24 protein-coding genes, 1 tRNA gene and 1 riboswitch are annotated in these 25,117 nt (G+C 71.8%); of the genes, 11 read left to right on the top strand and 14 right to left on the bottom strand.

What is annotated here, in order from left to right:
* The first annotated feature begins 64 nt into the window (after positions 1-64).
* From AC5WRT_RS07875 to AC5WRT_RS07860, 4 genes are all read left to right on the top strand, one after another.
* The gene (locus AC5WRT_RS07875) at positions 65-571 is read left to right on the top strand and encodes a GNAT family N-acetyltransferase (RefSeq protein WP_496093579.1); all 507 of its coding nucleotides are present in this window, start codon (positions 65-67) and stop codon (positions 569-571) included.
* A 52-nt stretch (positions 572-623) separates the two neighbouring features.
* A riboswitch (cobalamin riboswitch) is annotated at positions 624-748 on the top strand.
* Between the two features lie 125 nt (positions 749-873).
* Complete coding sequence (locus tag AC5WRT_RS07870; RefSeq protein ID WP_496100038.1) at positions 874-3,258, top strand: ribonucleoside-diphosphate reductase subunit alpha; 2,385 nt, start codon at positions 874-876, stop codon at positions 3,256-3,258.
* A gap of 110 nt (positions 3,259-3,368) precedes the next feature.
* Positions 3,369-4,325 (top strand): ribonucleotide-diphosphate reductase subunit beta, encoded by a 957-nt coding sequence (locus tag AC5WRT_RS07865; RefSeq protein ID WP_496093623.1) that lies wholly within the window; start codon positions 3,369-3,371, stop codon positions 4,323-4,325.
* A 248-nt stretch (positions 4,326-4,573) separates the two neighbouring features.
* Complete coding sequence (locus tag AC5WRT_RS07860) at positions 4,574-5,536, top strand: GlxA family transcriptional regulator (RefSeq protein ID WP_496093581.1); 963 nt, start codon at positions 4,574-4,576, stop codon at positions 5,534-5,536.
* A gap of 36 nt (positions 5,537-5,572) precedes the next feature.
* Here AC5WRT_RS07860 and AC5WRT_RS07855 read toward each other — a convergent pair whose 3' ends face one another.
* From AC5WRT_RS07855 to AC5WRT_RS07810, 10 genes are all read right to left on the bottom strand, one after another.
* Positions 5,573-6,952, bottom strand: a complete 1,380-nt coding sequence (locus tag AC5WRT_RS07855; RefSeq protein WP_496093582.1) for a bifunctional albaflavenone monooxygenase/terpene synthase — start codon at positions 6,950-6,952, stop codon at positions 5,573-5,575.
* Positions 6,949-8,034, bottom strand: coding sequence for an epi-isozizaene synthase (gene cyc1 / locus AC5WRT_RS07850; protein WP_496093583.1), 1,086 nt, complete (start codon positions 8,032-8,034; stop codon positions 6,949-6,951). Before cyc1 ends, AC5WRT_RS07855 begins: the two co-directional genes overlap by 4 nt.
* A 393-nt stretch (positions 8,035-8,427) precedes the next feature.
* Complete coding sequence (gene def, locus AC5WRT_RS07845; RefSeq protein WP_496093584.1) at positions 8,428-9,078, bottom strand: peptide deformylase; 651 nt, start codon at positions 9,076-9,078, stop codon at positions 8,428-8,430.
* 85 nt (positions 9,079-9,163) lie between these two features.
* A complete protein-coding gene (locus AC5WRT_RS07840; protein WP_496093585.1) occupies positions 9,164-10,144 on the bottom strand; it encodes a hypothetical protein in 981 nt (326 codons plus the stop codon).
* A gap of 100 nt (positions 10,145-10,244) precedes the next feature.
* Positions 10,245-11,537: an HD-GYP domain-containing protein gene (locus tag AC5WRT_RS07835; protein WP_496093586.1), complete on the bottom strand. Its 1,293-nt coding sequence runs from the start codon at positions 11,535-11,537 to the stop codon at positions 10,245-10,247.
* Positions 11,534-12,871: an HD-GYP domain-containing protein gene (locus tag AC5WRT_RS07830; RefSeq protein WP_496093587.1), complete on the bottom strand. Its 1,338-nt coding sequence runs from the start codon at positions 12,869-12,871 to the stop codon at positions 11,534-11,536. The genes AC5WRT_RS07835 and AC5WRT_RS07830 overlap by 4 nt, the downstream gene beginning before the upstream one ends.
* 118 nt (positions 12,872-12,989) lie before the next feature.
* Positions 12,990-13,292, bottom strand: coding sequence for a mycothiol system anti-sigma-R factor (gene rsrA / locus AC5WRT_RS07825; RefSeq protein WP_496093588.1), 303 nt, complete (start codon positions 13,290-13,292; stop codon positions 12,990-12,992).
* Positions 13,289-13,984, bottom strand: coding sequence for an RNA polymerase sigma factor SigR (gene sigR, locus AC5WRT_RS07820; protein WP_496093589.1), 696 nt, complete (start codon positions 13,982-13,984; stop codon positions 13,289-13,291). The genes rsrA and sigR overlap by 4 nt, the downstream gene beginning before the upstream one ends.
* A 271-nt stretch (positions 13,985-14,255) precedes the next feature.
* Complete coding sequence (locus tag AC5WRT_RS07815) at positions 14,256-14,882, bottom strand: alpha/beta hydrolase family protein (RefSeq protein WP_496093590.1); 627 nt, start codon at positions 14,880-14,882, stop codon at positions 14,256-14,258.
* Position 14,883: 1 nt separating this feature from the next.
* Complete coding sequence (locus tag AC5WRT_RS07810) at positions 14,884-15,699, bottom strand: SOS response-associated peptidase (RefSeq protein WP_496093591.1); 816 nt, start codon at positions 15,697-15,699, stop codon at positions 14,884-14,886.
* Positions 15,700-15,748: 49 nt separating this feature from the next.
* Between AC5WRT_RS07810 and AC5WRT_RS07805 the strand changes: the two genes are divergently transcribed.
* From AC5WRT_RS07805 to AC5WRT_RS07790, 4 genes are all read left to right on the top strand, one after another.
* Positions 15,749-16,516, top strand: a complete 768-nt coding sequence (locus tag AC5WRT_RS07805; RefSeq protein ID WP_496093592.1) for a M50 family metallopeptidase — start codon at positions 15,749-15,751, stop codon at positions 16,514-16,516.
* Positions 16,517-16,625: 109 nt separating this feature from the next.
* A complete protein-coding gene (gene aroA, locus AC5WRT_RS07800) occupies positions 16,626-17,966 on the top strand; it encodes a 3-phosphoshikimate 1-carboxyvinyltransferase (protein ID WP_496093593.1) in 1,341 nt (446 codons plus the stop codon).
* Positions 17,967-17,975: 9 nt separating this feature from the next.
* Positions 17,976-18,986 carry a ribosome small subunit-dependent GTPase A gene (gene rsgA, locus AC5WRT_RS07795; protein WP_496093594.1) on the top strand — a complete coding sequence of 337 codons (1,011 nt, stop codon included), beginning with the start codon at positions 17,976-17,978 and terminating at the stop codon, positions 18,984-18,986.
* Positions 18,987-19,074: 88 nt separating this feature from the next.
* Complete coding sequence (locus AC5WRT_RS07790) at positions 19,075-19,398, top strand: DMT family transporter (RefSeq protein ID WP_496093595.1); 324 nt, start codon at positions 19,075-19,077, stop codon at positions 19,396-19,398.
* 58 nt (positions 19,399-19,456) lie between these two features.
* Here AC5WRT_RS07790 and AC5WRT_RS07785 read toward each other — a convergent pair whose 3' ends face one another.
* Complete coding sequence (locus tag AC5WRT_RS07785) at positions 19,457-20,065, bottom strand: TetR/AcrR family transcriptional regulator (RefSeq protein WP_496093596.1); 609 nt, start codon at positions 20,063-20,065, stop codon at positions 19,457-19,459.
* A gap of 275 nt (positions 20,066-20,340) precedes the next feature.
* Here AC5WRT_RS07785 and hisN point away from each other — a divergent pair, with 275 nt between their 5' ends.
* The 3 genes from hisN to AC5WRT_RS07770 all read left to right on the top strand — a co-directional run bounded on the left by hisN (position 20,341) and on the right by AC5WRT_RS07770 (position 22,428).
* Positions 20,341-21,141: a histidinol-phosphatase gene (hisN, locus tag AC5WRT_RS07780; protein ID WP_496093597.1), complete on the top strand. Its 801-nt coding sequence runs from the start codon at positions 20,341-20,343 to the stop codon at positions 21,139-21,141.
* A gap of 145 nt (positions 21,142-21,286) precedes the next feature.
* Entirely contained in the window at positions 21,287-21,682 is a 396-nt protein-coding gene (locus AC5WRT_RS07775) for a CBS domain-containing protein (protein ID WP_496093598.1), read from the top strand.
* A gap of 329 nt (positions 21,683-22,011) precedes the next feature.
* Positions 22,012-22,428, top strand: a complete 417-nt coding sequence (locus AC5WRT_RS07770) for a Fur family transcriptional regulator (protein WP_496093599.1) — start codon at positions 22,012-22,014, stop codon at positions 22,426-22,428.
* Positions 22,429-22,633: 205 nt separating this feature from the next.
* Here AC5WRT_RS07770 and AC5WRT_RS07765 read toward each other — a convergent pair whose 3' ends face one another.
* The 3 genes from AC5WRT_RS07765 to AC5WRT_RS07755 all read right to left on the bottom strand — a co-directional run bounded on the left by AC5WRT_RS07765 (position 22,634) and on the right by AC5WRT_RS07755 (position 24,946).
* The gene (locus AC5WRT_RS07765) at positions 22,634-22,804 is read right to left on the bottom strand and encodes a beta-1,3-glucanase family protein (RefSeq protein ID WP_496100098.1); all 171 of its coding nucleotides are present in this window, start codon (positions 22,802-22,804) and stop codon (positions 22,634-22,636) included.
* 125 nt (positions 22,805-22,929) lie between these two features.
* A tRNA-Met gene (locus tag AC5WRT_RS07760) sits at positions 22,930-23,003 on the bottom strand.
* Positions 23,004-23,134: 131 nt separating this feature from the next.
* Positions 23,135-24,946, bottom strand: a complete 1,812-nt coding sequence (locus tag AC5WRT_RS07755) for a tetratricopeptide repeat protein (RefSeq protein ID WP_496093600.1) — start codon at positions 24,944-24,946, stop codon at positions 23,135-23,137.
* Positions 24,947-25,117 lie beyond the last annotated feature (171 nt).

Here is a 25,117-nt window from a genome sequence, read left to right as displayed (position 1 = left end):
TACGACGGGCCGCCGGAGGAGATCCGGCGGCCCGTTTGCGTGTCCCTCCGGCAGACTCGGTGCCATGGACATCGTGATCCGGCAGGCAGCCCCCGACGAGTTCGACACCCTCGGCGAGATCACCGCCCGGGCGTACCTGGACGACGGACTCCTCGACTTCGGGGAGAGTGACTGGTACCTGGGCGAACTGAGAGACGTGGCCAGGCGAGCGGCCGCGGCACAGGTCCTCGTGGCCGTCCGGAACGGCATCCTTCTCGGCGGAGTCACCTTCGTGCCGTCCCCCGGTCCCATGGCCGACATCGCCCGCCCCGGAGAGGCCGAGATCCGCATGCTGGCCGTCGCGCACGCGGGCCGGGGACAGGGCGCGGGTGAGGCCCTCGTCCGGGGCTGCATCGACCGCGCACGGGCCACGGTGGGCTGCACGGCCCTCGTCCTGTCCACCCAGCGCACCATGCACGCCGCACACCGCATCTACGAACGCCTGGGGTTTGTCCGCGTCCCCGAACGCGACTGGAACCCGCTCCCGGAACTCGCCGACATCACCCTGCTCACGTACGAGTTGACTCTCTGACACCGCTCCGACACAACATCTGGGGGTGACACGACAGCCCGGCACTAGATGTATGCTCATCCTCGCTGTCGTCGCAGGGGAATCCGGTGCGAATCCGGAACTGTCCCGCAACGGTGTACTTGTGCGCGTCTGCGCCCAGGAGTCAGTCCGAGGACCTGCCGGCAGCGCACCCGGGGCCGTCCGGTCCGGGTGCCCAGACGTCCGGGCCTCGTGGAGTGGGCCGGTGGACGCGACGCCGTGTGCGCTCGTGGCTGCCCCCTGCCCTCCGCCAGGTCCCCGTGCCGAGCGAGGGAGAGCCCCACGTGACCATCGCGCCAGCAGATCCGGCTTCAGACAGCGGCATGTCGGCCACCGGTGCGGAGGCCGACGGCCCCGGTACCGCGCTGCTGCGGACCCTGACCGAGCTGACCGCCGACCTCCCCGACGCCGACCCCGGCCGGGTCGCCGCCGCCGCGCTGCGCGGCCGGTCGGCGCACGCCGACGAGGCGGAACTGCGCGAGCTGGCCACGGAGGCCGCCGCCGGGCTCATCTCCGAGGACCCGGCCTACTCCCGGCTGGCCGCCCGGCTGCTGACCCTCTCCATCCGCGCCGAGGCCGCCTCGCAGGGCGTGACGTCCTTCACCGAGTCGGTGGCCGTGGGGCACCGCGAGGGGCTCATCGCCGACCGGACCGCCGCCTTCGTACGGCTGCACGCAGGGCGGCTGGACGCACTGATCGACCGCCGGGCCGACGATCGCTTCGGCTACTTCGGCCTGCGCACCCTGCACAGCCGCTACCTGCTGCGGCACCCGATCACCCGCAAGGTCATCGAGACGCCCCAGCACTTCGTGCTGCGGGTCGCCGCCGGCCTCGCAGAGGACGACACCACCCGCTCGGTGGACGAAGTCGCCGCGCTCTACGGGCTCATGAGCCGCCTCGACTACCTTCCGTCCTCCCCCACACTCTTCAACTCCGGCACGCGGCACCCGCAGATGTCGTCCTGCTACCTCCTGGACTCCCCCAAGGACGAGCTGGACTCCCTCTACGACCGCTACCACCAGGTGGCCCGGCTCTCCAAGCACGCCGGCGGCATCGGCCTGTCCTACTCCCGCATCCGCGGCCGCGGTTCGCTGATCCGCGGAACCAACGGGCACTCCAACGGCATCGTGCCGTTCCTGAAGACGCTGGACGCCTCGGTGGCGGCCGTGAACCAGGGTGGTCGGCGCAAGGGTGCCGCGGCGGTGTACCTGGAGACCTGGCACTGCGACATCGAGGAGTTCCTGGAGCTGCGGGACAACACGGGTGAGGACGCCCGCCGCACGCACAACCTGAACCTCGCGCACTGGATCCCGGACGAGTTCATGCGCCGGGTCGACGCCGACGAGCAGTGGTCGCTGTTCTCCCCCTCCGACGTGCCGGAGCTGGTCGACCTGTGGGGCGAGGAGTTCGACGCCGCCTACCGCAAGGCCGAGCAGGCGGGCCTGGCGAAGAAGACCATGCCGGCCCGTGAGCTGTACGGCCGGATGATGCGCACCCTCGCGCAGACCGGCAACGGCTGGATGACCTTCAAGGACGCGGCCAACCGCACCGCCAACCAGACGGCCCTGCCGGGGCACGTGATCCACTCCTCCAACCTCTGCACGGAGATCCTGGAGGTCACGGACGACTCCGAGACGGCGGTCTGCAACCTGGGGTCGGTGAACCTCGGCTCCTTCGTCGACACGGCGAGCGGCGAGATCGACTGGGCGCGGCTGGACGGCACCGTCCGCACCGCCGTCACCTTCCTGGACCGCGTGGTCGACATCAACTTCTACCCGACCGAGCAGGCGGGCCGGTCGAACGCCAAGTGGCGTCCCGTCGGGCTCGGCGCGATGGGGCTGCAGGACGTCTTCTTCAAGCTGCGCCTGCCCTTCGACTCGCCGGAGGCCAAGGCCCTGTCCACGCGGATCGCCGAGCGGATCATGCTCGCCGCGTACGAGGCCTCCGCCGACCTCGCCGAGCGCAACGGCCCGCTGCCGGCCTGGGAGAAGACCCGTACGGCCCGGGGCGTGCTGCACCCCGACCACTACGACGTCGAGCTCACGTGGCCGGAGCGCTGGACGGCCCTGCGCGGCCGCATCGCCGAGGTCGGCCTGCGCAACTCCCTGCTGCTGGCCATCGCGCCCACCGCCACCATCGCCTCGATCGCGGGCGTGTACGAGTGCATCGAGCCGCAGGTGTCGAACCTGTTCAAGCGCGAGACGCTGTCGGGCGAGTTCCTCCAGGTCAACTCCTATCTGGTGCAGGACCTGAAGAACCTCGGCGTGTGGGACGCGCGCACCCGCGAGGCGCTGCGCGAGGCCAACGGCTCGGTGCAGGACCTCGTCTGGATCCCCGAGGACGTACGACGGCTCTACCGCACGGCGTGGGAGATCCCGCAGCGCGGCCTGATCGACATGGCCGCGGCCCGCACCCCGTTCCTTGACCAGGCGCAGTCCCTGAACCTCTTCCTTGAGACGCCGACCATCGGCAAGCTCTCCTCGATGTACGCGTACGCCTGGAAGTCGGGCCTGAAGACGACGTACTACCTGCGCTCCCGCCCGGCGACCCGGATCGCCCGCGCCGCCCGGGCGCAGACCCCGAAGACCGTCCCCGTCCAGCAGGTCGCCGACCCCGACGCCGTCGCCTGCTCCCTTGAGAACCCCGAGTCCTGCGAGGCCTGCCAGTAATGCCCACCCGCCACCCGACCACCACCCCGGACGGACGGCGCGCCGCGCCGGCGCCCGCTGCCCGTCACGCCGATCTCCTCGATCCGGGCTTCGAACTCACCCTGCGTCCCATGCGCTACCCGGAGTTCTACGAGCGTTACCGCGACGCGATCAAGAACACCTGGCACGTGGAGGAGGTGGACCTCCACTCGGACGTCGCCGACCTCGCGAAGCTGACGCCCGAGGAGCATCACCTCATCGGCCGGCTGGTCGCGTTCTTCGCGACGGGCGACTCGATCGTCGCCAACAACCTGGTGCTGACGCTCTACAAGCACATCAATTCCCCCGAGGCACGGCTCTACCTGAGCCGTCAGCTCTTCGAGGAGGCCGTGCACGTCCAGTTCTATCTGACGCTGCTGGACACCTACCTGCCCGACCCGGACGACCGTGCGGCGGCCTTCGCGGCCGTGGAGAACATCCCGTCCATCCGCGAGAAGGCCGAGTTCTGCTTCAAGTGGATCAACGAGGCGGAGAAGCTGGAGTGGCTGGAGACGAAGGCGGACCGCCGGCGCTTCCTGCTGAACCTGATCTGCTTCGCGGCGTGCATCGAGGGCCTGTTCTTCTACGGCGCTTTCGCGTACGTGTACTGGTTCCGCAGTCGGGGCCTGCTGCACGGTCTCGCCACCGGCACCAACTGGGTGTTCCGCGACGAGACCATGCACATGTCCTTCGCCTTCGACGTGGTCGACACCGTTCGCAAGGAGGAGCCGGACCTGTTCGACGACGCGCTCGGGCGGCAGGTCACCGACATGCTCGAGGAGGCCGTCGAGGCCGAGCTGCAGTTCGCGCGCGACCTGTGCGGCGACGGCCTGCCCGGCATGAACACCGAGTCGATGCGGCAGTACCTGGAGTGCGTCGCCGACCAGCGCCTCACCCGGCTCGGCTTCGCCCCGGTGTACGGCTCGGAGAACCCCTTCTCCTTCATGGAGTTGCAGGGCGTTCAGGAGCTGACGAACTTCTTCGAGCGCCGCCCGTCGGCGTACCAGGTCGCGGTCGAGGGCACCGTCGACCTCGACGAGGACTTCTGATCCCTTCCTTCGTCCCGGGCCTCCTGGGCCCTCCTGATCTGACGGTCGATGATCACGTCTCGCACGATGCCGATCACCGCCGGGAGGACCAGGAGGCCCAGGATCCCGAGCACGGCGATCATTCCGAGCAGTCCTTCTGCCTGTGTCCCGTTCATGCACACCACTGTCGCGCCGAATGCTCCTTACTGGGAGTGGCAGGACTGCCCCAGACCATCGATTTGCTGCCATCGATGCGGCACACTGGGCGCATGCTGCAGAACGTGGTGGCCGTGCTGCTGGACGGCGTGAACCCCTTCGAGATGGCCGTCGTCTGCGAGGTCTTCGGCATCGACCGCAGCGACGAGGGCCTGCCGGTGTACGACTTCGCCGTCGCCTCGGCCGAGGGCCCGGTGCTGCGCTGCAACGCCGGGTTCACCCTCCAGGTCGAGCACGGACTGGAGCGGCTGGAGTCGGCCGACCTGATCGCCGTGCCGGCCGGGTTCTGCTACGACTCGCGGGAGTTCCCGCCCGAACTGCTCGACGCCCTGCGCCGCGGGGTGGGCCGCGGTGCCCGGGTGCTCAGCGTCTGCTCGGGCGTCTTCGTGCTCGCCGCCGCCGGGCTGCTGGACGGCCGGCGCTGCGCCGTGCACTGGCACCACGCCGACGAGCTGGCCCGCCAGTACCCGCGGCTGACCGTCGAACCGGACGTGCTCTACGTCGACGAGGATCCCGTGATCACCTCGGCCGGCACCGCCGCCGGCATCGACGCCTGTCTGCATCTCGTCCGCAAGGAGCAGGGCCCGGAGATCGCCAACAAGATCGCCCGCCGGATGGTCGTACCGCCGCACCGGGACGGCGGGCAGGCGCAGTACATCGAGCGGCCGTTGCCGAAGCGGCCGTGCGACACCGTCGGCGAGGTGCTGGTGTGGATGGAGGAGCACCTCGACCAGGAGGTGACCGTGGAGCAGCTCGCCGCGCGTGCCCACATGGCGCCGCGCACCTTCGCCCGCCGCTTCCAGCAGGAGACCGGGACCACTCCCTACCGCTGGATCCTGCGCCAACGGGTGCTGCGCGCACAGGAGTTGCTGGAAGGCACCGACGAGACCGTCGACGCGATCGCCTGGCGCACCGGGTTCCCTACGGCGGCGGCGCTGCGGCACCAGTTCGTCCGGGTGCTCGGCACCACCCCGAACGCCTACCGGCGCGCGTTCCGGGGCCCGCAGGCCGCCTGAGCGCGCGCCGGTGGCAGGCCCGCTGCCAGGACACCGCTACCAGGGCAGCGGCCTCAGCAGCAGGTTGTGCGGCCGGAGCGTGATGCCCACGCGGGTGGTGTCGTTCGACCCCGCGGCCTGCTCGAAGCGGTACTTCGCCGAGACCGCCGCCGTGATCAGGCTGAGCTGGGTCATGGAGAAGTGGTCGCTGGGGCACTTGCGGTTGCCCACGCTGAAGGGGCTCATGGCGTACTTCGGCACCTCCTTGGCCCGCTCCGGCAGCCACCGGTCGGGGTCGAAGTCGAGGTGCCGGTCGTACGAGCGGGGGTCGCGCTGGATCGCGTAGGGGCTGTGGACGATGTCCGCCCCGGCCGGAATGCGATAGTCGCCGAGCGCGGTGTCGGTCACCGCGCGCCGCGTCAGAATCCATACGGCCGGCCTGAGCCGCATGGCCTCGGTGACGACATTGTTGGTGTGCCCGAGTGAGCGGACGTGCTCGAATCCGACGGGTCGGCCGCCGGTCACGGATTCGACCTCGGCCCGTACCCTCTCCGCGTGTTCCGGGTGTTCCGCGAGGACCTGGAGCAGCCACATGATCGTGGACGCCACTGTTTCGCTGCCCGGGGTGAGTATCGCGACGACCTGGTCGTGGATCTCCTGTTCCCCGATCGGATCGCCATTGTCGTCCTTCGCCTCCAGCAATGCCGTCAGCAAATCGTCCGGCTTTTGACCAGATGCCCTCCGCTCGGCGACGATCTCGTCGACCAGGAGATGCAAATCGGCCAGGGCCCGGTTGAATTCACGGTTGGCCGGGAACGGCAGCCGGTACAGCGGCCCGAGCGGGATGACCATGCGCCGGTACATCCCGCGGAAGACGGTGGCGAGGTCGGCACTGAGCCGCTCGGCGCGCTCGTCCATGCACTCGCCGCGCAGCAGGCAGCGGGCGGCGATCCGGACGGCCACCCGGAACGACTCGGAGGTGCAGTCGACGGTCTCGCCGGGCCGCCAGCGCTCGGTCAGCGCATGCGCCTCCTCCTCCATGATCGGCCCGTAGCCGGGGATGGCGTCCAGCCGGAACGCGGGCTGGATGGTGCGCCGCTGACGGCGGTGCCGGGCGCCGTTGGCGGTGGCCACGCCCTCCTTGCCGAGCAGCCCTTCGAGGGACTCCCACAGCGGTCCGTCGATCTTGAAGTCGGGGTTGAGGGCGAGCGCTCCGGTGAGCGCCGGGGTGGTGACGGCGTACACCGTCTTGGGGCCGAGCCTGAGGCGCACGACGTCGCCGTGGTCGCGCAGCCGGGACATGAACGCGAGCGGGTCGCGGACCAGCTTCAGGCCGTGCCCGAGGCCCGGGAAGGCGCCTTCGGCCAGTGGCGGCTCGCGCAGTGCGGTGGTCCGGGGGGTCTCGGAGGTCTGGGGCTGCACAGACTCGACGGTCATTTCTCACCTGCCGCTTCGTTCGTGACGTACGGGGGCGTGGACCGGTCGTCCCAGGTGTCGACCATGTACCGGCCGGACTCGTGGTGGAACCAGTAGACGGAGCTGAACCAGTTCCGCATATTGCCGACGCAGGCGCGCACGGCGGCGCTCAGTTCCTTTCCGTGGACCGTGCCGTCGGCGAGGTCGCCGGCGAAGCGCAGTGCTTCCTGCTCGACCCGCAGGAATTCACCGACGCATTCCTCGACGCGCCGCCTGACTTCGTCCACGGCTTCCTCGAGCGTCAGGTTTTCATGCGCGATGAGGCTGATACCGAGATTGTGGACCTCGTCGCCCGCTATTTCCTTCGGCAACGAGCACAGATCGTTGTACCAGGCGGCGAATTCCTGACTCAGGAGTGCGGCCCGGCTGTAGGCCTCGTTTTTCCGTACGGAGTCCGGGAGTTCGCACCCGGCACTCGGCTCCAGCAGGTCCGTCCATATCCGGTGCGCGAAGGTGTGCCGGCGCAGGGCGAGGTATTCCTCGACGCCGGGTATGTATCCCTCGGTGCGGTTGCGGAACTCGCGGTCGTAGGCCTCGATCACCGCGTGGAAGTGCCGGGCGAACCGCTGGTTCCAGGTGCGCGGCAGGAAGCCGTACAACCGCAGCACGCTGTCGGCGAACCCCGCGACCAGTGGGTCCGGGTGGTGCAGATGGTGCCGGGGTGCGTCGAGAGCGGTGTGCAGGCGGTGCCTGAGGCGCCGCCAGTCGTCGGGCCGGCCGTGCACGACGTACCGGTCGTGGCGGTCGTCCCAGACGAAGAACCAGGCGCTGTAGTCGGCGATGGCCTGCAGGACCTCGTCGGGGGCGCCGAGGTAGTAGCCGGCCATGAGATCCGTGTAGCACAGGCCGTCGGCATATTCCTCCACCTTGTCCGCCGGCATGAGCCGCTTTTCCAGCAGCCACAGCCGCGTCTTCTCCTGCAGTCGCGGCCAATACGCGTGCAGTTGCCGAGGAAAGGCGGACTCGATCACCGGGAGTGCCAGCGAGGGTGGTACTACGACCGCCGTGGGCGTCGTTGTGGTGCCGTGTCGGAAAGCATGCACGTACAAACCCCTCTCCGCCGCCAGGAGCGCACGCCCCTCCTGTTGTGCCGGGCGTGCGCCGTTGCGTATCCCCGCATCTCCATTCAGCACCACAACTGACCGCCGTGGGAACGGATTTGCTTCACTCACCACCCCAAGATGCCGAGAACTCCCTCTTGCGTGACCGATTAAGGATCATTGGACGCACGCAAGGGATCACTCGTACGACGCACGGACGAGCGAACCGGGGTGACGCAAAGGGCGTCCGACCGGGAATGATCCCGGCCGGACGCCCCAACGGCACAGCGGAGGCCAGTGCCCCGACAGGCGACGTTCGCCCCGTCGCGACACCCGGCACGCCGACAGCACGCACCGGACGCCGCTCCTTGACGGGCAAACGTGCCTGCCGGGGCCCTAGTCGTTGGCGACCACCGGGTAACGTGGCTCGTTCTCGGCCATCTGCCGCAGCGCGTCCTTGCGGTCCCGCTTGGACAGCCGGTCGATGTACAGGTAGCCGTAGAGGTGGTCGGTCTCGTGCTGCAAACACCGCGCGAAGTAGCCGGTGCCGCGCACCTTGACCGTGTTGCCCTTCTCGTCCTGGCCGGTCACCTCGGCGTGGTCGGGACGGGCGAGCGACGCGTACGCCCCCGGCACGGACAGGCATCCCTCGTTGCTGTCGTCCAGCCGACGCCGCTCGGCGGGCAGGTCGACCAGCTTCGGGTTGCACACCACGCCGACGTGCCGGACGCCCTCGTCGTCCTGGCAGTCGTAGACGAAGACCTTCAGGTCGACGCCGATCTGGTTGGCGGCCAGACCCACGCCCTCGGCGGTGCGCTGGCTGGCGAACATGTCGGCGACCAGCTGCTCCAGCTCCTCGCCGAACTCGGTGACGTCCTTGCACTCCTTGTGCAGCACCGGGTTGCCGACCACCGTGATCGGCCGCGAGGTCCCGCGCTCCCGCCAGGCCTTCTCGCGCTCCTCGCAGTCCTCCGTGTCGACGACGTACCCCTCGTCGTCGACGGGGAGCACGCCCGCGTGCTGCTGATCGGTGTCCTGCTGCGCCATGACCGACGTACGCCTTCCTGCGACCTTGGAAAAGTCCGAGTGAAATGTCTCGGGTACAGACTAAAGGCGGCCGGTCACCGGTGGCTCAGCAAACCTCTTCGAGATCCCGCCAGTCCCGCGAGTCCGGGCTGTCGGCGACCCACCCGTCCAGCAGCCCCCGCACCAGCGAAGCCGGCGCGGCCACCCCGCACTCCCGCTCCGGCACCCACAGCTGACCGTCCGTGCGGTGCCCCAGCGGCCCGGGGTGCCCCGGCTCGCTGTGGTCATGCGGATCCAGGTGCAGTCCCTCGCCCTCGTCCGAGGGCATCCGTGACTCCGAGCACATCCGGCACAGCAGCCGCACGGACGAGGACCAGTCCTCCGCGGCGAACCCCGCGTCGGCGGCCAGCTGTTCCAGCGCGTCCCGGTCCGCCTCCGTGGCCGCCTCCAGCAGGACCACCCAGGTCGGCACCGGCGAGGGCGCCCACAGCTCGATCTCGTCGAAGACCGGGTAGGCATGCCCCGTGGACGTGGTGCGCTCGCCGTGCGGGACACCGTCGTGCAGCACGACCTCGCCCCAGCGCCGCCCGGACGAGGGAAGCGGGACGGACAGCACCTCGATCCGCGCCGGGTCCAGCCTGCGCCCCCACACGACCTCGGCCTCGCCCTCCGGGGAGAGCCGCACGGCCGCGCTGCCCAGCTCCATGCCGACCGGCTCCCCGGCCACGGCGGCGCCACCGGGCACCTTCAGGCCGTACGCCTGCCAGGCGCGGCGGGCCAGCGGCCAGTCCTGCAGGGCGGTGGCGGCGATGCCGACATTCCACCAGTCGGGTGCCCCGGTCTCCCGGTCCAGCAGCGCGACCGCCCGGAGCCCCGCGGCCCGCGCCTGTTCCCAGTCGTGCCGGAACTTGTGCAGCAGGGCCAGGTTGAACCAGGACTCCGACAGCCAGGGCTCCAGATCGGCGGCCCGTGTCAGCAGCTCGCCCGCGTCCTCGTACCGGCCGTCGCCGATCAGTGTGAACGCCCGGTCGGTGGCCTGCCGCCAGGAGGCGGAGGGCCGGTGCCGTCCCTTGCCGAAGATCCTCACGATTCCCGCCTGCCAGTTCCAGTTCCGCACAGTGGGCTGGCTTGTGCCCCCGGACACCCTCTCCCTCGCATCCAACCACGTACGCAGGGAAAGGCGCTCATTACCCATGGGTTACCCAGCCGTGCGCGGGGTCAGACAGTGCCGTGCGTCTCCCGTCGCCCGCCGGCGGCGCGCCCTCCCGCCAGGCCCGCGGCCGGGCCAGGACCCGGGCGAGGGACTCCACCACGTCGGGGTCGTAGTCCTCGGCGGTGCCGAGGCGCAGCTCCTCCAGTGTCCGCAGGGGCCCCTCGGGACCGGCGTCCCGGCTCTTCTCCTCGTAGGCGTTCACGGCGCGGACGATCCGGGCGGCGAGCGGCTGTTCGCGGTAGGGGTCCGCCTGTCGCTCCACCACCACGGCGACGGCCGCGGCCACCCCGGTCTGCCGTACGACGGCCCCGCCGAGCAGTGCGATCCGCTGCTGCTGCGCCGGCGGCAGGCCGGCGGTGGCACCGGCCGGGACCGGGTCGACCAGGCTGAGCTGGCCGATGTCGTGCATGAGGGCCGCGTACTCAAGGACGCTCAGTTCGGGCCCGGTCAAGCCGAGGTCCCGGCCGACGGCGAGGCTGAGCGCGGCCACGCGGCGGGCGTGCCCGGCGGGGGTGCAGCCTGCTATCTCGGTGGCGCGGGCGAGGGAGGCGATGGTCTGCCGGTAGGTGGCGCGGACGGCCGCGTACCGGCGCAGGGACAACTGCGTGAGCAGCAGGGGCAGGCAGAACACGGGCAGCGCCCACAGCCCGGCGACGGCCACCCCGAGCGCCATCACCGCGCCGGTCGCGCAGACGGCGGAGCCGATGCCGAGCAGCCCGCGCAGCTCCTCGCGCAGCAGCGGGCCGAACGGCCAGCCGGTGCGGGCGTGGGCGAGAGCGGCGGCCAGGACGGCGTCGCACAGGGCGGTCAGGCCCAGCAGGGCGACCAGAAGGAGGGCGTAGGCGGGACCGTCCCAGGTGTGGAACAGGCCCTTGTCGTACAGGGGTTGGAAGCAGACGGCGGCGAAACCGACGGTGAGCACGCGGCGGGCGAGGTGGTCGAGGGTGGGGATGCGCCCGGACCAGATGTGCGGGACGGCGCCGAGCAGGGCGGCGACGAGGACGACGGTGACGACCTGCGCCGGCTCGTGGTGCGCGGGGCGTCCGGCGTCCGCACCGAGCAGGGCGTACGACAGCGATCCCGCGGTGGCGAGGGGGGCGGCCTGCCGTGTTCCGGCGTCGCTCCACCGGGTCAGCTCGCCGACGGCGGTGAGCACCCCGAAGGCGAGCGCGACGCTCCGGTCGCCGAGCCCCGTCCACAGGGTGACGGCGAGGGAGCAGGCCGCGGCGAGGACGGCGGCGCCGTGCACGATCCGCAGCGGGGTCATCGGGGTGTCCTGGTGACCGCCCTCGCGCCCTCGCTCTCGCGGGACGTCTCGTCGGCGGTGACGGCGGGGTGCCAGCCTCCCCCGCGCTCGGCTTCTCCCCCGGCGCGGGGGCACCCCGATCGGCCCAGCGCGCGGGCGAGCGCGGTGACCATGCGCGGGTCGAACTGCGTGCCGGCGCACCGCTCCAGCTCGGCGACGGCCGCCTCGACGGGCCGGGCCCGGCGGTAGGAGCGGGTGGAGGTCATCGCGTCGAAGGCGTCGGCGACGGCGACGACCCGGGCGCACTCGGGGATGCGGTCGCCGACGAGGCCGTACGGGTAGCCGCTGCCGTCGAGGCGTTCGTGGTGGTGCAGGATCGCGGCGCGGGCCTCGCCGAGGAAGGAGATGCCGCGCACCATCTCGTGGCCGTACTCGGGGTGCAGTTCGATGATCCGGCGTTCCTCGGGGGTCAGCGGGCCGTCCTTGCGCAGCAGCCTCGTCGGGACGCCCAGCTTGCCGACGTCGTGCAGGATGCCGGCGAAGCGCAGCACCTCGACCCGTTCGTCGTCCATGCCGAGTTCGCGGGCGATCATCACGGAGGCCTGGCCGACGCGTTCGCTGTGGCCGCGGGTGTAGCCGTCCTTGATGTCGACGGCCTGCACGAGGGCGCGGATGGTGGCCTGGTGGGCGGCGCGCTCGCGGTGGTACTGGGCGAAGATCCACCAGGAGACGTACATGGGCAGCAGCACGAGCAGGGCGGCGACCGGGCCGTACGGGCTGCGCCACAGCACGGCCATCATCAGCCCGGCGAGCCCCTGCACGGCGACCGGCGCGAGGGAGCGGCACAGCAGCCCGCGCCAGGCCCGACGCAGCGGGACGCCGAGGGCGGCCGCGCGGATGCCGCCGTCCAGGGCGGCCAGGATCAGGCAGAAGGCGACGACGGCCGCGCCGGCGGGCAGCAGCGCGTAGGGGAAGTCGGAGGCGACGACCGCGTCCCGGCCGCCCAGCGCCCAGTGCACCCGGGCGGCGCCCCACACCGCCAGCGTCGGCCGGGCGGCCCGCCACAGGCGGCGCAACGGCGCGGACCCGGGCCCGCCCGGCAGGAGCAGGGCCGCGGGCAGCGGGACCAGTGCGGCGGCCGGCGGCGGCAGCAGGAAGGCCCCGGCGAGCAGCACGGGGTGGAAGGTGCCGCCGAAGCGCTTGCGTACGACGTGCTCGCAGACGGCGTAGAGCGCGGAGAGCAGGGCGAGCGCCCAACACGGGGTGCGTATCGTCGACAGCGGCAGCAGGCAGAGCAGTGCCAACAGGGCGACGGCGGCCACAAAGCCGCGCGCTCGCGCCGGTACCGCCTCCATCGCACCCCTCCCTGCCCATGCCTGTCCCGGGCTCGGAGCCTAGGGCGGGGATCGGGAGTGCGGGATCTATGACCTGAGGATTAGCACGTTCGGGTGATGGCGGGGGATGACCGTCCGGTCAGCTCTCCTGCGGCGCCGCCGTCACTTCGTGCTCGGGCACGGCCTGGCCGGAGCGGATCAGTTCGATCCGCCCCATGACCTTGGCGCGCAGGTCCGTGGGCACGTCGTCATGGCCGCAGCACCGCTTGACCAGCTTCTTCACGGCCTGCTCCAAGCCGTACTTCTCCAGGCACGGCGAGCACTCCTCGAAGTGCTGCTGGAACTTGTCGCGATCGACGTCCGGCATCTCACTGTCGAGGAACTCGTACAGATGGTCGAGGACCTCACTGCAGTCCGTCTCGTGCGGCTTGCCGCAGCTCATGAGCCCGAACCTTTCACTTCGTTCGACTCCCCGGCGCCCGCGGGGACCAGCCCGCGCTCACGGGCGTAGTCCTCCAGCATGCCGCGCAGTTGACGGCGGCCCCGGTGCAGCCGGGACATCACCGTACCGATGGGTGTCCCCATGATGTCCGCGATCTCCTTGTAGGCAAACCCCTCGACGTCCGCGAGATAGACGGCGATGCGGAACTCCTCGGGGATCGCCTGGAGCGCTTCCTTCACGTCCGAGTCGGGCAGGTGGTCGAGCGCCTGCGACTCGGCGGAGCGCAGACCCGTCGACATGTGCGACTCGGCGCGGGCGAGCTGCCAGTCCTCGATCTCCTCCGCGGCGGAGCGCTGGGGCTCACGCTGCTTCTTGCGGTAGGAGTTGATGAAGGTGTTCGTGAGGATCCGGTACAGCCACGCCTTGAGGTTGGTGCCTTCGCGGAACTGGTGGAAGGACGCGTACGCCTTGGCGTACGTCTCCTGCACCAGGTCCTCCGCGTCGGCCGGGTTGCGCGTCATGCGCAGCGCGGCCGAGTACATCTGGTCGAGGAACTCCAGCGCGTCCCGCTCGAAGCGCGCACTGCGCTCCGCGGTCGACTCGTCGGCCGCCTCCGCGCTCACGCCCTGGCCCTCGGGCTGCTCCGCCTGGCCGTTGTCGGTCCCTGCGTCGGTACCGGTGACCGGACCCACCTCCTCAAGATCCCGGGCAGGACCGAGACCGGTCCCACTCGATTCGGAGGATAGAACACGACCCGTGCCTGCCGCCCCTCGAATCGGCGCGGCCTTGGCCGCGTGCAGCACGGTCCAGTCCAGGTCAGCGCTACGCGTACGGCTCGAATCGACGGCGGGAGGGCATACGGTCGAACCCATGCGGCGGACTTCCTCTCCTGCGACGTAGGTGCCGAGGCCTCAGCACTTCTGCCCGTCACAACAGTGGTCCGCCGTGTGACATTCCCTGCCGTCACCCGAGTGACGCGGCCCACTCCACGACGCCCTCGGTGAGGATCTCCAGGGCCTGTTCCTGGCCGATCCCCGCGCGCCTCGGGACCGCGAACCCGTGGTCGCCGTACGGCACCTCGATCAGCCGGTACCGCCCCTCGGGGAACTCCTGCGGCTTCCCGAACGGGTCGCTGCCGCCCTGGACGACCAGGGTGGGCACCCCGGTGCCGAGCAGTTCCTCCGCGCGGGACTTCTCCGGCTCGCCCGGCGGATGCAGCGGGAAGCTCAGCGCGAGCACGGCGTGCGCGCCCAGCTCCCTCGCCGTACGGCAGGCGACCCGGGCCCCGGCGCTGCGCCCGCCGGAGATCACGGGCAGTTCCATCCCGGTCAGCGCCGGCCAGATGCCGCGCCAGCCGGTGTCCAGGGTCTTCGGCGCGGGCGCGACCTTCTTGCCCGCCACCCGCCAGGGCTGCTCGACGAGGGCGACGGTGACGCCGTGCGCGGGCAGGGCCTGGGCGAGGGCCTGGAGGTCGCGGGCCTCGATGCCCCCGCCCGCGCCGTGGCTCAGGGCGAGGACCAGCCGGGGGTCCTCCGCCCGGTGCCAGGTGATGCGTGCGGTCCCGGTGTCCGTCTCGACAATCTCGATCACGCTAGAAGAGTGTGCCCTCTTCCGGCGCCTGAAGCTCCTTCAACAGCTCCGGGCCGTTGTTGCGGACGTTGCTGACGGCGGTGGAGACCGGGTAGGCGCGCATCAGGCGAGGCGGGGGCGGGGCCAGCAGCTCGCGCAGGTCGTCGGGGTCGGTGCGGTCCGGGTCGAGCCAGGCGTCCCAGCGGTCGGGGGTGAGCATCAACGGCATCCGGGGGTGGATGTCGGCGAGGGCGTGCGGGCCCTCGGCGGGGGCCACGGCCAGCGGGGTCCTCTCCGCCTCCGTGGTGATCACCGAGCAGGTGACCCACCAGGCCTGCGGGTGGTCGTCGGGCAGGGTCCGGTCGCGCCAGAACTCGTACAGCCCGGCCATGGCGAACACCGAGCCGTCGGCGGGCAGCACGAAGTACGGCTGCTTGCGCGGCCGCTTCTTCCTCCCCTCGACCTCCAGCTCGCGCTCCTGCGTGCCGGTGACCCACTCGTAGTAGCCGTCCGCCGGGATGATGCAGCGCCGGGCCGTGAAGGCGCGACGGTAGGCGGGCTTCTCGTGCACGGTCTCGGCCCGCGCGTTGATCATCCGGGCGCCGCCCTCGGGCGTCCTGGCCCAGGACGGCACCAGTCCCCACCTGAGTTTGCGCAGCTGGCGAACCGGCCGCGGGGAGTCCGCGTCTTTCAGGGGACGGTCGAGGACGGCGTAGACCTCCTTGGTCGGCGCCACGTTGTAGTCCGGTTCCAGGGTCTCCTTCGGGTCCCAGTTCTCGATCTCGAAGATTCCTGCGAGATCCTCGGGCCTACGACTCGATGCATACCGTCCGCACATACATGCCACACTGCCAGACTCCGTACGAGAACAGGGGCCCCTCGGACACATGGACAGCCTCGCCGCCCTCGCGCTGCCCGACCTCTGGGACCGGCTCACCGGTACCCAGCCCGATCCCGACGTGTGGGTGGTGCTCGCCACCTCGGTGGCCGCGCTCGCCGTCGTCGTCCCGCACAACCTGTGGCGCATATCGCGCAACGCGATCACCATCGCGCACGAGGGCGGCCACGGCCTGATGGCACTGCTCACCGGCCGGCAGCTCACCGGCATCCGGCTGCACTCCGACACCAGCGGCCTCACGGTCAGCCGGGGCAAGCCCTACGGGCTGGGCATGATCCTCACGGCGGCGGCCGGTTACACCGCCCCCTCATTGCTGGGCCTGGGTGGCGCCGCGCTGCTGGCGGCCGGCCGCATCACACTGCTGCTGTGGGCGGCGACGGCGCTGCTGGTGGCCATGTTGGTGATGACCCGCAACGCGTACGGCGTGCTGACCGTGGTGCTGGCCGGGGGCGCCTTCCTGCTGGTGTCCTGGCTGACCGGGCCCCAGGTGCAGGCCGCGTTCGCGTACGCGGTCGTGTGGTTCCTGCTGCTCGGCGGGGTACGGCCGCCGTTCGAGCTGCAGCGCAAGCGGTCACGCCGGAGGGGCCGCGAAGCGCCGTTCGAGGGCGGCGGCAGGGGGGCGGGATGGGCCGGGGACTCGGACGCGGATCAGCTGGCCCGGCTGACGCATGTGCCGGCGGGACTGTGGCTGTTCCTGTTCCACGCGGTGTCACTGTGTTCGCTGATCGGCGGGGGGCGCTGGCTGCTGGAGGTGTGAGCCCCGGCGCGGACGCCCCCGTTCGCGGCGGCTCCGGGCCCGCCCTCATGGAGGTTTCGCCCCTTTTGATCGAGATCTCCGGCCATCCCCAGCCACTACAGTGGGGCGCATGACCGAGAACCCCGCACACACCGCCCTCTGGCCCGCCCCGCACGCGAGCGGAGCCGTCGACGCGACGGTCCACGTGCCCGGGTCGAAGTCGGTCACCAACCGCGCCCTGGTGCTGGCCGCCCTTGCCTCCGAGCCGGGCTGGCTGCGCCGCCCGCTGCGCTCCCGGGACACCCTGCTGATGGCCGGTGCGCTGCGCGCCATGGGCGTGGAGATCGAGGAGACCGTGTCCTCCAGCTCCTCCGTCGCGAGCGGCCCGGAGGGCACCGGCGAGGCCTGGCGGGTGCTGCCGACGGGCCTGCACGGCCCGGCCACGGTCGACGTCGGCAACGCCGGCACGGTGATGCGCTTCCTGCCGCCGGTGGCCGCGCTGGCCGACGGCCCCATCCGGTTCGACGGCGACCCTCGGTCGTACGAGCGTCCCCTGCACGGCGTGATCGACGCGCTGCGGCAGCTCGGCGCCCGGATCGACGACGACGGCCGGGGCGCGCTGCCGCTCACGGTCCACGGCGGCGGGGCCCTGGACGGCGGCCCGGTGTCGATCGACGCCTCCTCGTCCTCCCAGTTCGTCAGCGCCCTGCTGCTGTCCGGCCCGCGCTTCAACCAGGGCGTCGAGGTCCGGCACACCGGCGCGACGCTCCCCTCCATGCCGCACATCCGGATGACGGTGGACATGCTGCGCGCGGTCGGCGCCCAGGTGGACACCCCGGAGTCGGGCGGCGAGCCGAACATGTGGCGGGTGACGCCGGGTGCGCTGCTCGGCCGCGACCTGACGGTCGAGCCGGACCTGTCCAACGCCCAGCCGTTCCTGGCGGCGGCCCTGGTCACCGGCGGCAAGGTGCTGATCCCGGACTGGCCGGAGCGGACAACCCAGCCGGGTGACCGGCTGCGGGAGATCTTCACCGAGATGGGCGGTTCCTGCGAACTCACCGAGTACGGGCTGGTGTTCACCGGCTCGGGCGCCGTCCACGGCATCGACGTGGACCTGGGCGACGTCGGCGAGCTGTCCCCGGGCGTCGCGGCGGTCGCCGCCCTCGCGGACTCCCCCTCCACTCTGCGGGGAGTGGCCCACCTGCGGCTGCACGAGACGGACCGGCTGGCCGCGCTCACCAAGGAGATCAACGAGCTGGGCGGTGACGTCACCGAGACCGCCGACGGCCTGCACATCCGCCCGCGCAGGCTGCACGGCGGCGTCTTCCACACCTACGAGGACCACCGCATGGCGACCGCCGGCGCGATCATCGGCCTCGTGGTGGAGGGTGTGCGGATCGAGAACGTGGCGACGACGGCGAAGACCCTGCCGGACTTCCCCGAGCTGTGGACCGGGATGCTCGGGCAGTAGGGACACGCCATGCGCCGCTACGGCAAGCACACCGACGAGGACGACATCCGCACCCGCCCCGGCCGCCGGGGCACCCGGCCGCGCACGCACATCCGGCCCAAGCACGAGGACGCCGCCGAGGGCATGGTGCTCACGGTCGACCGCGGCCGGCTGACCGTTCTGGTCGGCGACCGGACCGTCATGGCGATGAAGGCGCGCGAGCTGGGTCGCAAGGCCGCGGTGGTCGGGGACCGGGTCGCCCTGGTCGGCGATCTGTCCGGGACGAGGGACACGCTCGCGCGGATCGTGCGGATCGAGGAGCGCTCGTCGGTGCTGCGGCGCACGGCCGACGACGACGACCCGTACGAGCGCGTGGTCGTCGCCAACGCGGACCAGCTGGCGGTCGTGACGGCTCTGGCCGACCCGGAACCACGCCCTCGTCTGATCGACCGCTGCCTCGTCGCGGCCTTCGACGGCGGCCTGGAGCCGCTGCTCGTGATGACCAAGTCGGACCTGGCCCCGCCGGACAAGCTGCTGGAGCTGTACGGCGCGCTCGACATCCCGTACGTCGTCACCAGCCGCGAGGAGCTGGAGAACGGTGACGCAGCGGACCGGGTGCGGGAGCACCTGGACGGCAGGGTGACGGCGTTCGTGGGTCACTCCGGCGTGGGCAAGACGACGCTGGTGAACGCGCTGGTCCCCGAGGAGCGGCGGCGGACGACGGGACACGTCAACGCGGTGACGGGCCGCGGCCGCCACACCACCACGTCGGCCCTCGCGCTCCCGCTCACCGGTGCGGACGGCTGGGTGATCGACACCCCGGGCGTCCGCTCCTTCGGCCTCGCCCACATCGACCCGTCCCGCGTCATCCACGCCTTCCCGGACCTCGAACCCGGTACGGAGGGCTGCCCGCGCGCGTGCAGCCACGACGAGCAGGACTGCGCGCTGGACGGATGGGTCGAGGAGGGCCACGCGGACCCGGCGCGCCTGTACTCGCTGCGCCGCCTGCTGGCCACGCGGGAGCGCACGGAGGGCGACTGAGGGGCCTTCGGGTTGTTTGCCGGGGCCCCGGCTCGGTAAGTGCATAATCGCACCGAGCCGGAGATCCGGATCAACGGGAGGACCCCACATGGCGTGGCTGCTGGTCGTCGTGGCCGGGATGCTGGAGACCGGCTTCGCCGTGTGCCTCAAGCTCTCGCACGGATTCACCCGCCTGTGGCCCACGGTCGCCTTCGCGTCCTTCGCCCTCGGCAGCTTCGGCCTGCTGACCCTGTCCCTGAGGAAGCTCGACGTCGGTCCCGCGTACGCGGTCTGGACCGGTATCGGCGCGGCCGGCACCGCGATCTACGGCATGGTCTTCCTCGGCGACCTGGTGTCCGCCCTGAAGATCGTCTCGATCAGCCTGGTCATCGTCGGGGTGATCGGGCTCCAGCTGTCGGGGTCGGCGCACTGAGGGCGGCGCCGTGGACAGTGCTTCCGGGACGGCCGTACCGAGGTCCTGAGGTCCGGGATCATACCGTCCGGCACGGGGCGACCGCGCGGATCAGCTCCGCCATGCCGTCCTCCCCCGGTGGCGCCGCGACGCAGGACAGGGCGAGGCGTACGGCCAGCTCGCAGGAGCGGGCCAGCTCGGCGGCGTCAGCGGGACCGGCCGCGGCACCCGCGAGGGCGGTGACCGCGCGGTCCCGGACGATCCGTACGAGGTCGCGGGGCGTCGGCAGCGGCCCGTCCGCCCGGCGCTGCGCCGGCACCGAGGAGGCGGAGGTCACGGCGGCTAGCGGCGGGGCGGGCAGCCGCTCGCTCCAGCAGCCGGTGAGCATGGCCCGTACCAGCGCGTTGTCCCGAGCTGCGGAACTGGTCCACTCGGCGACGGCGGTGAGCCGCGCCGTGGGCTCGCCCGGTCCGGCCAGTGCCCGCTCCACTCCGGCGAGGTAGCCGTCGGCCTCCCGCCGCACCAGCGCCCGGGCCAGCCCGTCCTTGCTGCCGAACTCGTTGTAGAGGGTCTGCCGGGACACCCCCGCCGTCGCGGCCACGTCGACCATCCGCACCGCGGACCACGGCCGGCGGGCGAGCGCCGTGCAGGCGGCGTCCAGAAGGGAGTCCCGGGCAGCAGGCATCATCGCCTCCCTGGGGGCGGAGCGGCTCTGCGCCCAGATTTGACGCGCTTGTATGCACTGTCAAGGGTTCGGGAGGGTTGTCTGCCGGAGCGCCGGGAGCGCGGGCGGCCGGGGGTCCTGGGCGCCGGCCGCCGTACGGTCGGGCACCCGTCGTCCCCGCGCGCCTCCGCCGTACCCGCGCATCCCCTTCGTCCCCGCCCCCGCCGTGGCACAAGGCGCCGCCCCGAGGCCCCGGCCCTGGTGGCCCCGTACCGACCGCGGCGGATACCGTTCCCTACATGCCGGACTACCTCGACGACCTGCGTCTCGCCCACGTCCTCGCGGACGCCTCCGACGCCGCCACCATGGACCGCTTCAAGGCGCTCGACCTGAAGGTCGAGACCAAGCCGGACATGACCCCGGTGAGCGAGGCGGACAAGGCGGCGGAAGAACTCATCCGCGGTCAGCTCCAGCGCGCCCGCCCGAGAGACGCGGTCCTCGGCGAGGAGTACGGCGTGGAGGGCTCCGGCCCCCGCCGCTGGGTGATCGACCCCATCGACGGCACCAAGAACTACGTCCGCGGCGTCCCGGTGTGGGCCACGCTCATCTCCCTGACGGAGGCGGCCGAAGGCGGCTACCAGCCCGTCGTCGGCCTCGTCTCCGCCCCAGCCCTCGGCCGCCGCTGGTGGGCCGCGAAGGGGCACGGCGCGTTCACGGGCCGCAACCTGACCGTCGCGAACCGCATCCACGTCTCCGGCGTGGGCAAGCTCGCGGACGCGTCCTTCGCGTACTCCTCCCTGTCCGGCTGGGAGGAGCAGGGTCGCCTCGACGGCTTCCTCGACCTCACCCGACAGGTGTGGCGCACGCGCGCGTACGGCGACTTCTGGCCGTACATGATGGTCGCCGAGGGGGCCGTGGACATCTGCGCGGAGCCGGAGCTGTCACTGTGGGACATGGCCGCCAACGCGATCGTCGTCACGGAGGCCGGCGGCACCTTCACCGGCCTCGACGGCCGCCCGGGCCCGCACAGCGGAAACGCCGCCGCCTCCAACGGACTGCTGCACGACGAGTTGCTGGGGTATCTCAACCAGCGCCACTGAGTCACGGGAGAAACCCGGCCACGCCCTCAACTCACCACGCGCGCCCCCTTGTTGACCCGTCCTTTACCTGGCAGTCTGGAGCCACCCCCACTTTGTGAACTTGTGAATCCTTGCACAACAGGATTCCTAGGAGGTGGCTCCATCCATGCTCGTCCGTGACGCCATGAGCACGGTGATCCTCACCGTCGGCCCCGCCCACACACTCCGCCAGGCAGCGAGCCTGATGTCCGCCCGTCGCGTCGGTGCCGCCGTCGTCCTCGACCCGGACGCCGGCGGCATCGGCATCCTCACCGAACGCGACATCCTCAACTCCGTCGGCCTCGGCCAGAACCCCGACACCGAACACATCCACGCCCACACCACCAACGACGTCGTCTTCGCCGCCCCGACCTGGACCCTGGAGCAGGCCGCCCGCGCCATGGCCCACGGCGGCTTCCGGCACCTGGTCGTCCTCGACCGCGGCGAGGTCGCCGGCATCGTCTCGGTCCGCGACATCATCCGCTGCTGGGCCCCGGCACGGGAGCCCGCACCGGCGCTCTGAGCACCCGGTGCCCCTGCGCCGGGCACCCGGAAGGGGCCGGACTCCGAGCACCGTGGGGTCCGGCCCGCCCAGCGGCGGGTGCCGCCGGTCAGCAGCGTCGGCTCAGCCGCGCAGCACTCGAACCGCCGGGCACCGGCCTCCGCGGTGAGCGGTCCCTGCGTCACGTGCGCCTCCTGCGTTCCCTGCCGGCCGGATGACTGGCGCCTGCCCCGGTCCTGCCCTGTGGCCAATCCGTACCTGATCCCATATTGGACAAGGTCAAATTCAATTGTCAGTCCAATCTCACACCTATTCCCATCCTGGTCCCGCTTGCTGTTAGGCTGGTGGCCATGAGCGACCTTCTGGAACGGCTGCGTGGACGCGGATGGCGGATGACCGCGCAGCGGCGCGTCGTGGCCGAGGTCCTCGACGGCGAGCATGTCCATCTGACGGCCGACGAGGTCCACGCGCGGGCTGTCGCGAAGCTGCCGGAGATCTCCCGGGCGACCGTCTACAACACGCTGGGTGAGCTGGTGTCCCTCGGCGAGGTGCTGGAAGTCACGACGGACAAACGTGCCAAGCGCTACGACCCGAACGCGCACCGGCCGCACCACCACCTGGTCTGCGCCCACTGCGGCGCGATCCGCGACGTCCACCCGACGGGCAACCCGCTCGCCGACCTCCCCGACACGGAGCGCTTCGGCTTCACGGTGTCGGACGTCGAGATGACGTACCGCGGTCTGTGCCCGGACTGCGCGGCGGCGTAACTTCTGCCGACCCACCGAGCCCCGGTGGCCCCTGTGGCGCCGGGGCTCGGTGCCGTCGGCACGCCTTCCCCGCCACCCCCGTCGGCGCCCTCCGAGCCGGCACCCACCGCAGCGGCACGGCCGCCGCTCGACGGCTGTGCCCGGCAGGGACACCGCGCGCACTCGCGTGGCGCGCGGTGTCCCTGCGATGCGGGTCCGCGTCGCCTCAGAACGCCGTCAGGGTGAGGGTGAGGGCCGCGGGACGCGTGTCCTGGATGCAGGAGGCGAAGTCCGCCACGTCGTCGAAGGCTAAGCCGTATGCCTTGCCGTCCACGGTGGCCGCGTGGACGGCCCGCGCGTCGGCGAAAGGAGACGCGCAGGGGCGTGCGGACGAAATTTGTCCGATGCGAGCGGTGATGGCCGGGCGATCAGGGTGACGAACCGCCGGGAGCGCACAAGGTCTGACACCGGAATACGCCGAGGGCCGGAACCCGTCTCTGGATTCCGGCCCTCGACCTTCAGTAGCGGGGACAGGATTTGAACCTGCGACCTCTGGGTTATGAGCCCAGCGAGCTACCGAGCTGCTCCACCCCGCGTCGGTGAACACGACATTACGCGAGACCGGCGCAGCGAAGCAAATCAGTTGGGCGGCGAGTGAGCAGGGCCACTTCCCAGCCGGCCGGGCGGGGCCGACGGGCGGGCAGATACGTCGGAGGCCGGCGCAGCGTCACGCGGAGAGTTCCTCGCCCAGCGCGTCTCTGAGCCGCCCCGCTCGCTCCGCGACCTCCGCCGGGCCCAGTTCGACCGCACGGTCGGCCCAGCGCTGTCCCTCCGCCAGCTCTCCCCGACGCGCGTAGACGAGGGCCAGCCGGAGTGCCGCCCGGCCGTGCCCGGCGTCCGCGGCCCGCGTCCACCACACCGCCGCCTCCGGCTCGCTTCCCTCCCGGGCCAGCAGCAGCCCGAGATTGAAGGCGCCGTTGCGCGACCCCGCCTCCGCCGCCTTCCGGTACCACCGCGCCGCCTCGACGACATCCCCCCGCGCCGCCGCGAGCATCCCGACCCGCACCTGCGCCCGCCGGTGCCCCTGGGTCGCCGCCCGCTCGTACCACTCCTCGCACTCGGTCTTGTCGTGCACGATCTCGCCCAGCTCGTGTGCCGGCTCCGGCGGCCGCCGCGCGTCCAGCAGCGCCGCGAGCCGGTACGCCGCCTCCGCGCTGCCCCCGCCGGCCGCGCACCGCAGATGCCGCTCGGCCTCCTGCTCCTCGCCCCCGCGCAGCCGGGCGATCCCGACCTGGAGCGCGGCCTCGGTGTGTCCGGCCGCGGCGGCCCGCTCGTACCAGCGCAGCGCCGAGGCCTCCTCGCCGCGCGAGGCGTAGAGGATCCCCAGGTTGAACGCGGCGTCGACGCTCCCCGCCTCGGCGGCCTTGGAGAACCACGGCTCGGCGCCGGTGGTGTCGCCGCCCTGGAGCAGCAGGATGGCGAGCGCGTTCGCGGCCTCCCGGTGACCCGCGTAGGCGGCCCGCCGGTACCACTGCTCGGCCTGCGCGGTCCGTCCCTGCTCGGCACAGAGCAGCCCGAGGTTGTAGGCGCCGTTGTCGTCACCGGCCTCCAGCGCGGCCCGGTACCAGCGCTCGGCGGTCTGGGTCTCGCCGCGCTCGGCGTGCAGCGCGCCGAGCGCGTTGGCCGCGTTGCCGTCGCCCTCCTGGGCGGCCCGCAGCCACCACACGGCAGCGCTCCCGGTGTCCCCGGCGTCGCGCAGCAGGAAACCCAGCGCGCAGGCGGCCCGGGGCTCGCCGTCCTTGGCGGAGGTCAGGTACCAGCGCCCGGCCTCCTTCAACTCCCCGCGCTTCTCCAGGATCGCACCGAGGTGCAGCGCGGCCCGCCGGTGGCCGCGCGCGGCGGCCTGCCGGTACCACTGCTCGGCCTCGGCGGCGGCGTTGTCGGCCTCGCACTCGTCCTCGTGTCCGACCCGCCGGTCGAGCGCGCGGGCCAGCCGGTAGGCGGCCTCGCGGTGCCCACGCTCGGCCGCGGCCCGCATCCAGTGCTCGGCGCCGACGTCCCCGCGGTGCTCCAGCAGGTCGGCGAGGGCGTACGCACCGAGGACATGGCCCTGCTCGGCGGACTGACGCAGCCAGTACTCGGCGGCCGGTTCGTCCCCGCGCTCACGGTGGTAGCGGCCCAGTGCGTGCGCGGCGGCGGCGGAACCGGCGACGGCGGCGATGCGCCACCAGCCGGCGGCCTCCTCCGGGTAGCCGCGCTGGTGCAGCAGGACACCCAGGTTGTTGGCGGCGGCCCGGTCACCGGCCGCGGTGGCGGCGCGCAGATGGGGTTCGGCTCCGTCGAGGTCGCCGCGACGCAGCAGCAGGGCTCCGAGGACGCTCGCCGCCTCGGCGTCGCCGCTCTGCGCGGCCAGCCCGAGGCGCACCTCCTCCGCGGCGTCCCCCATCTCGCTCAGCTCGTCGCGGGTGGGCTCCTCGCCGGAAGGCTGCACAAATCGCCCTGACTCGAACAGAGTTGCCTTGTCCCCCATAACGTCCATCGTCGCACCACCTGCAACCTTGGTACACCCGGTATACCGCAGCCCGTGAGGTCACTTCAGCGTTTTGTCGACATGCCCACAGGGCGACAAGTCAAACACACACCGCTCAACTCCCCACGGCGGCACGGCCGTCCCTCCCCCCAGTACATGAGTTCGCACACCACGAAGGCC

The organism is Streptomyces sp. NTD91 (assembly GCF_059510455.1).
Note: the sequence above shows the minus strand (reverse complement) of the source record. Positions and strands in the feature narration are given on the sequence as shown.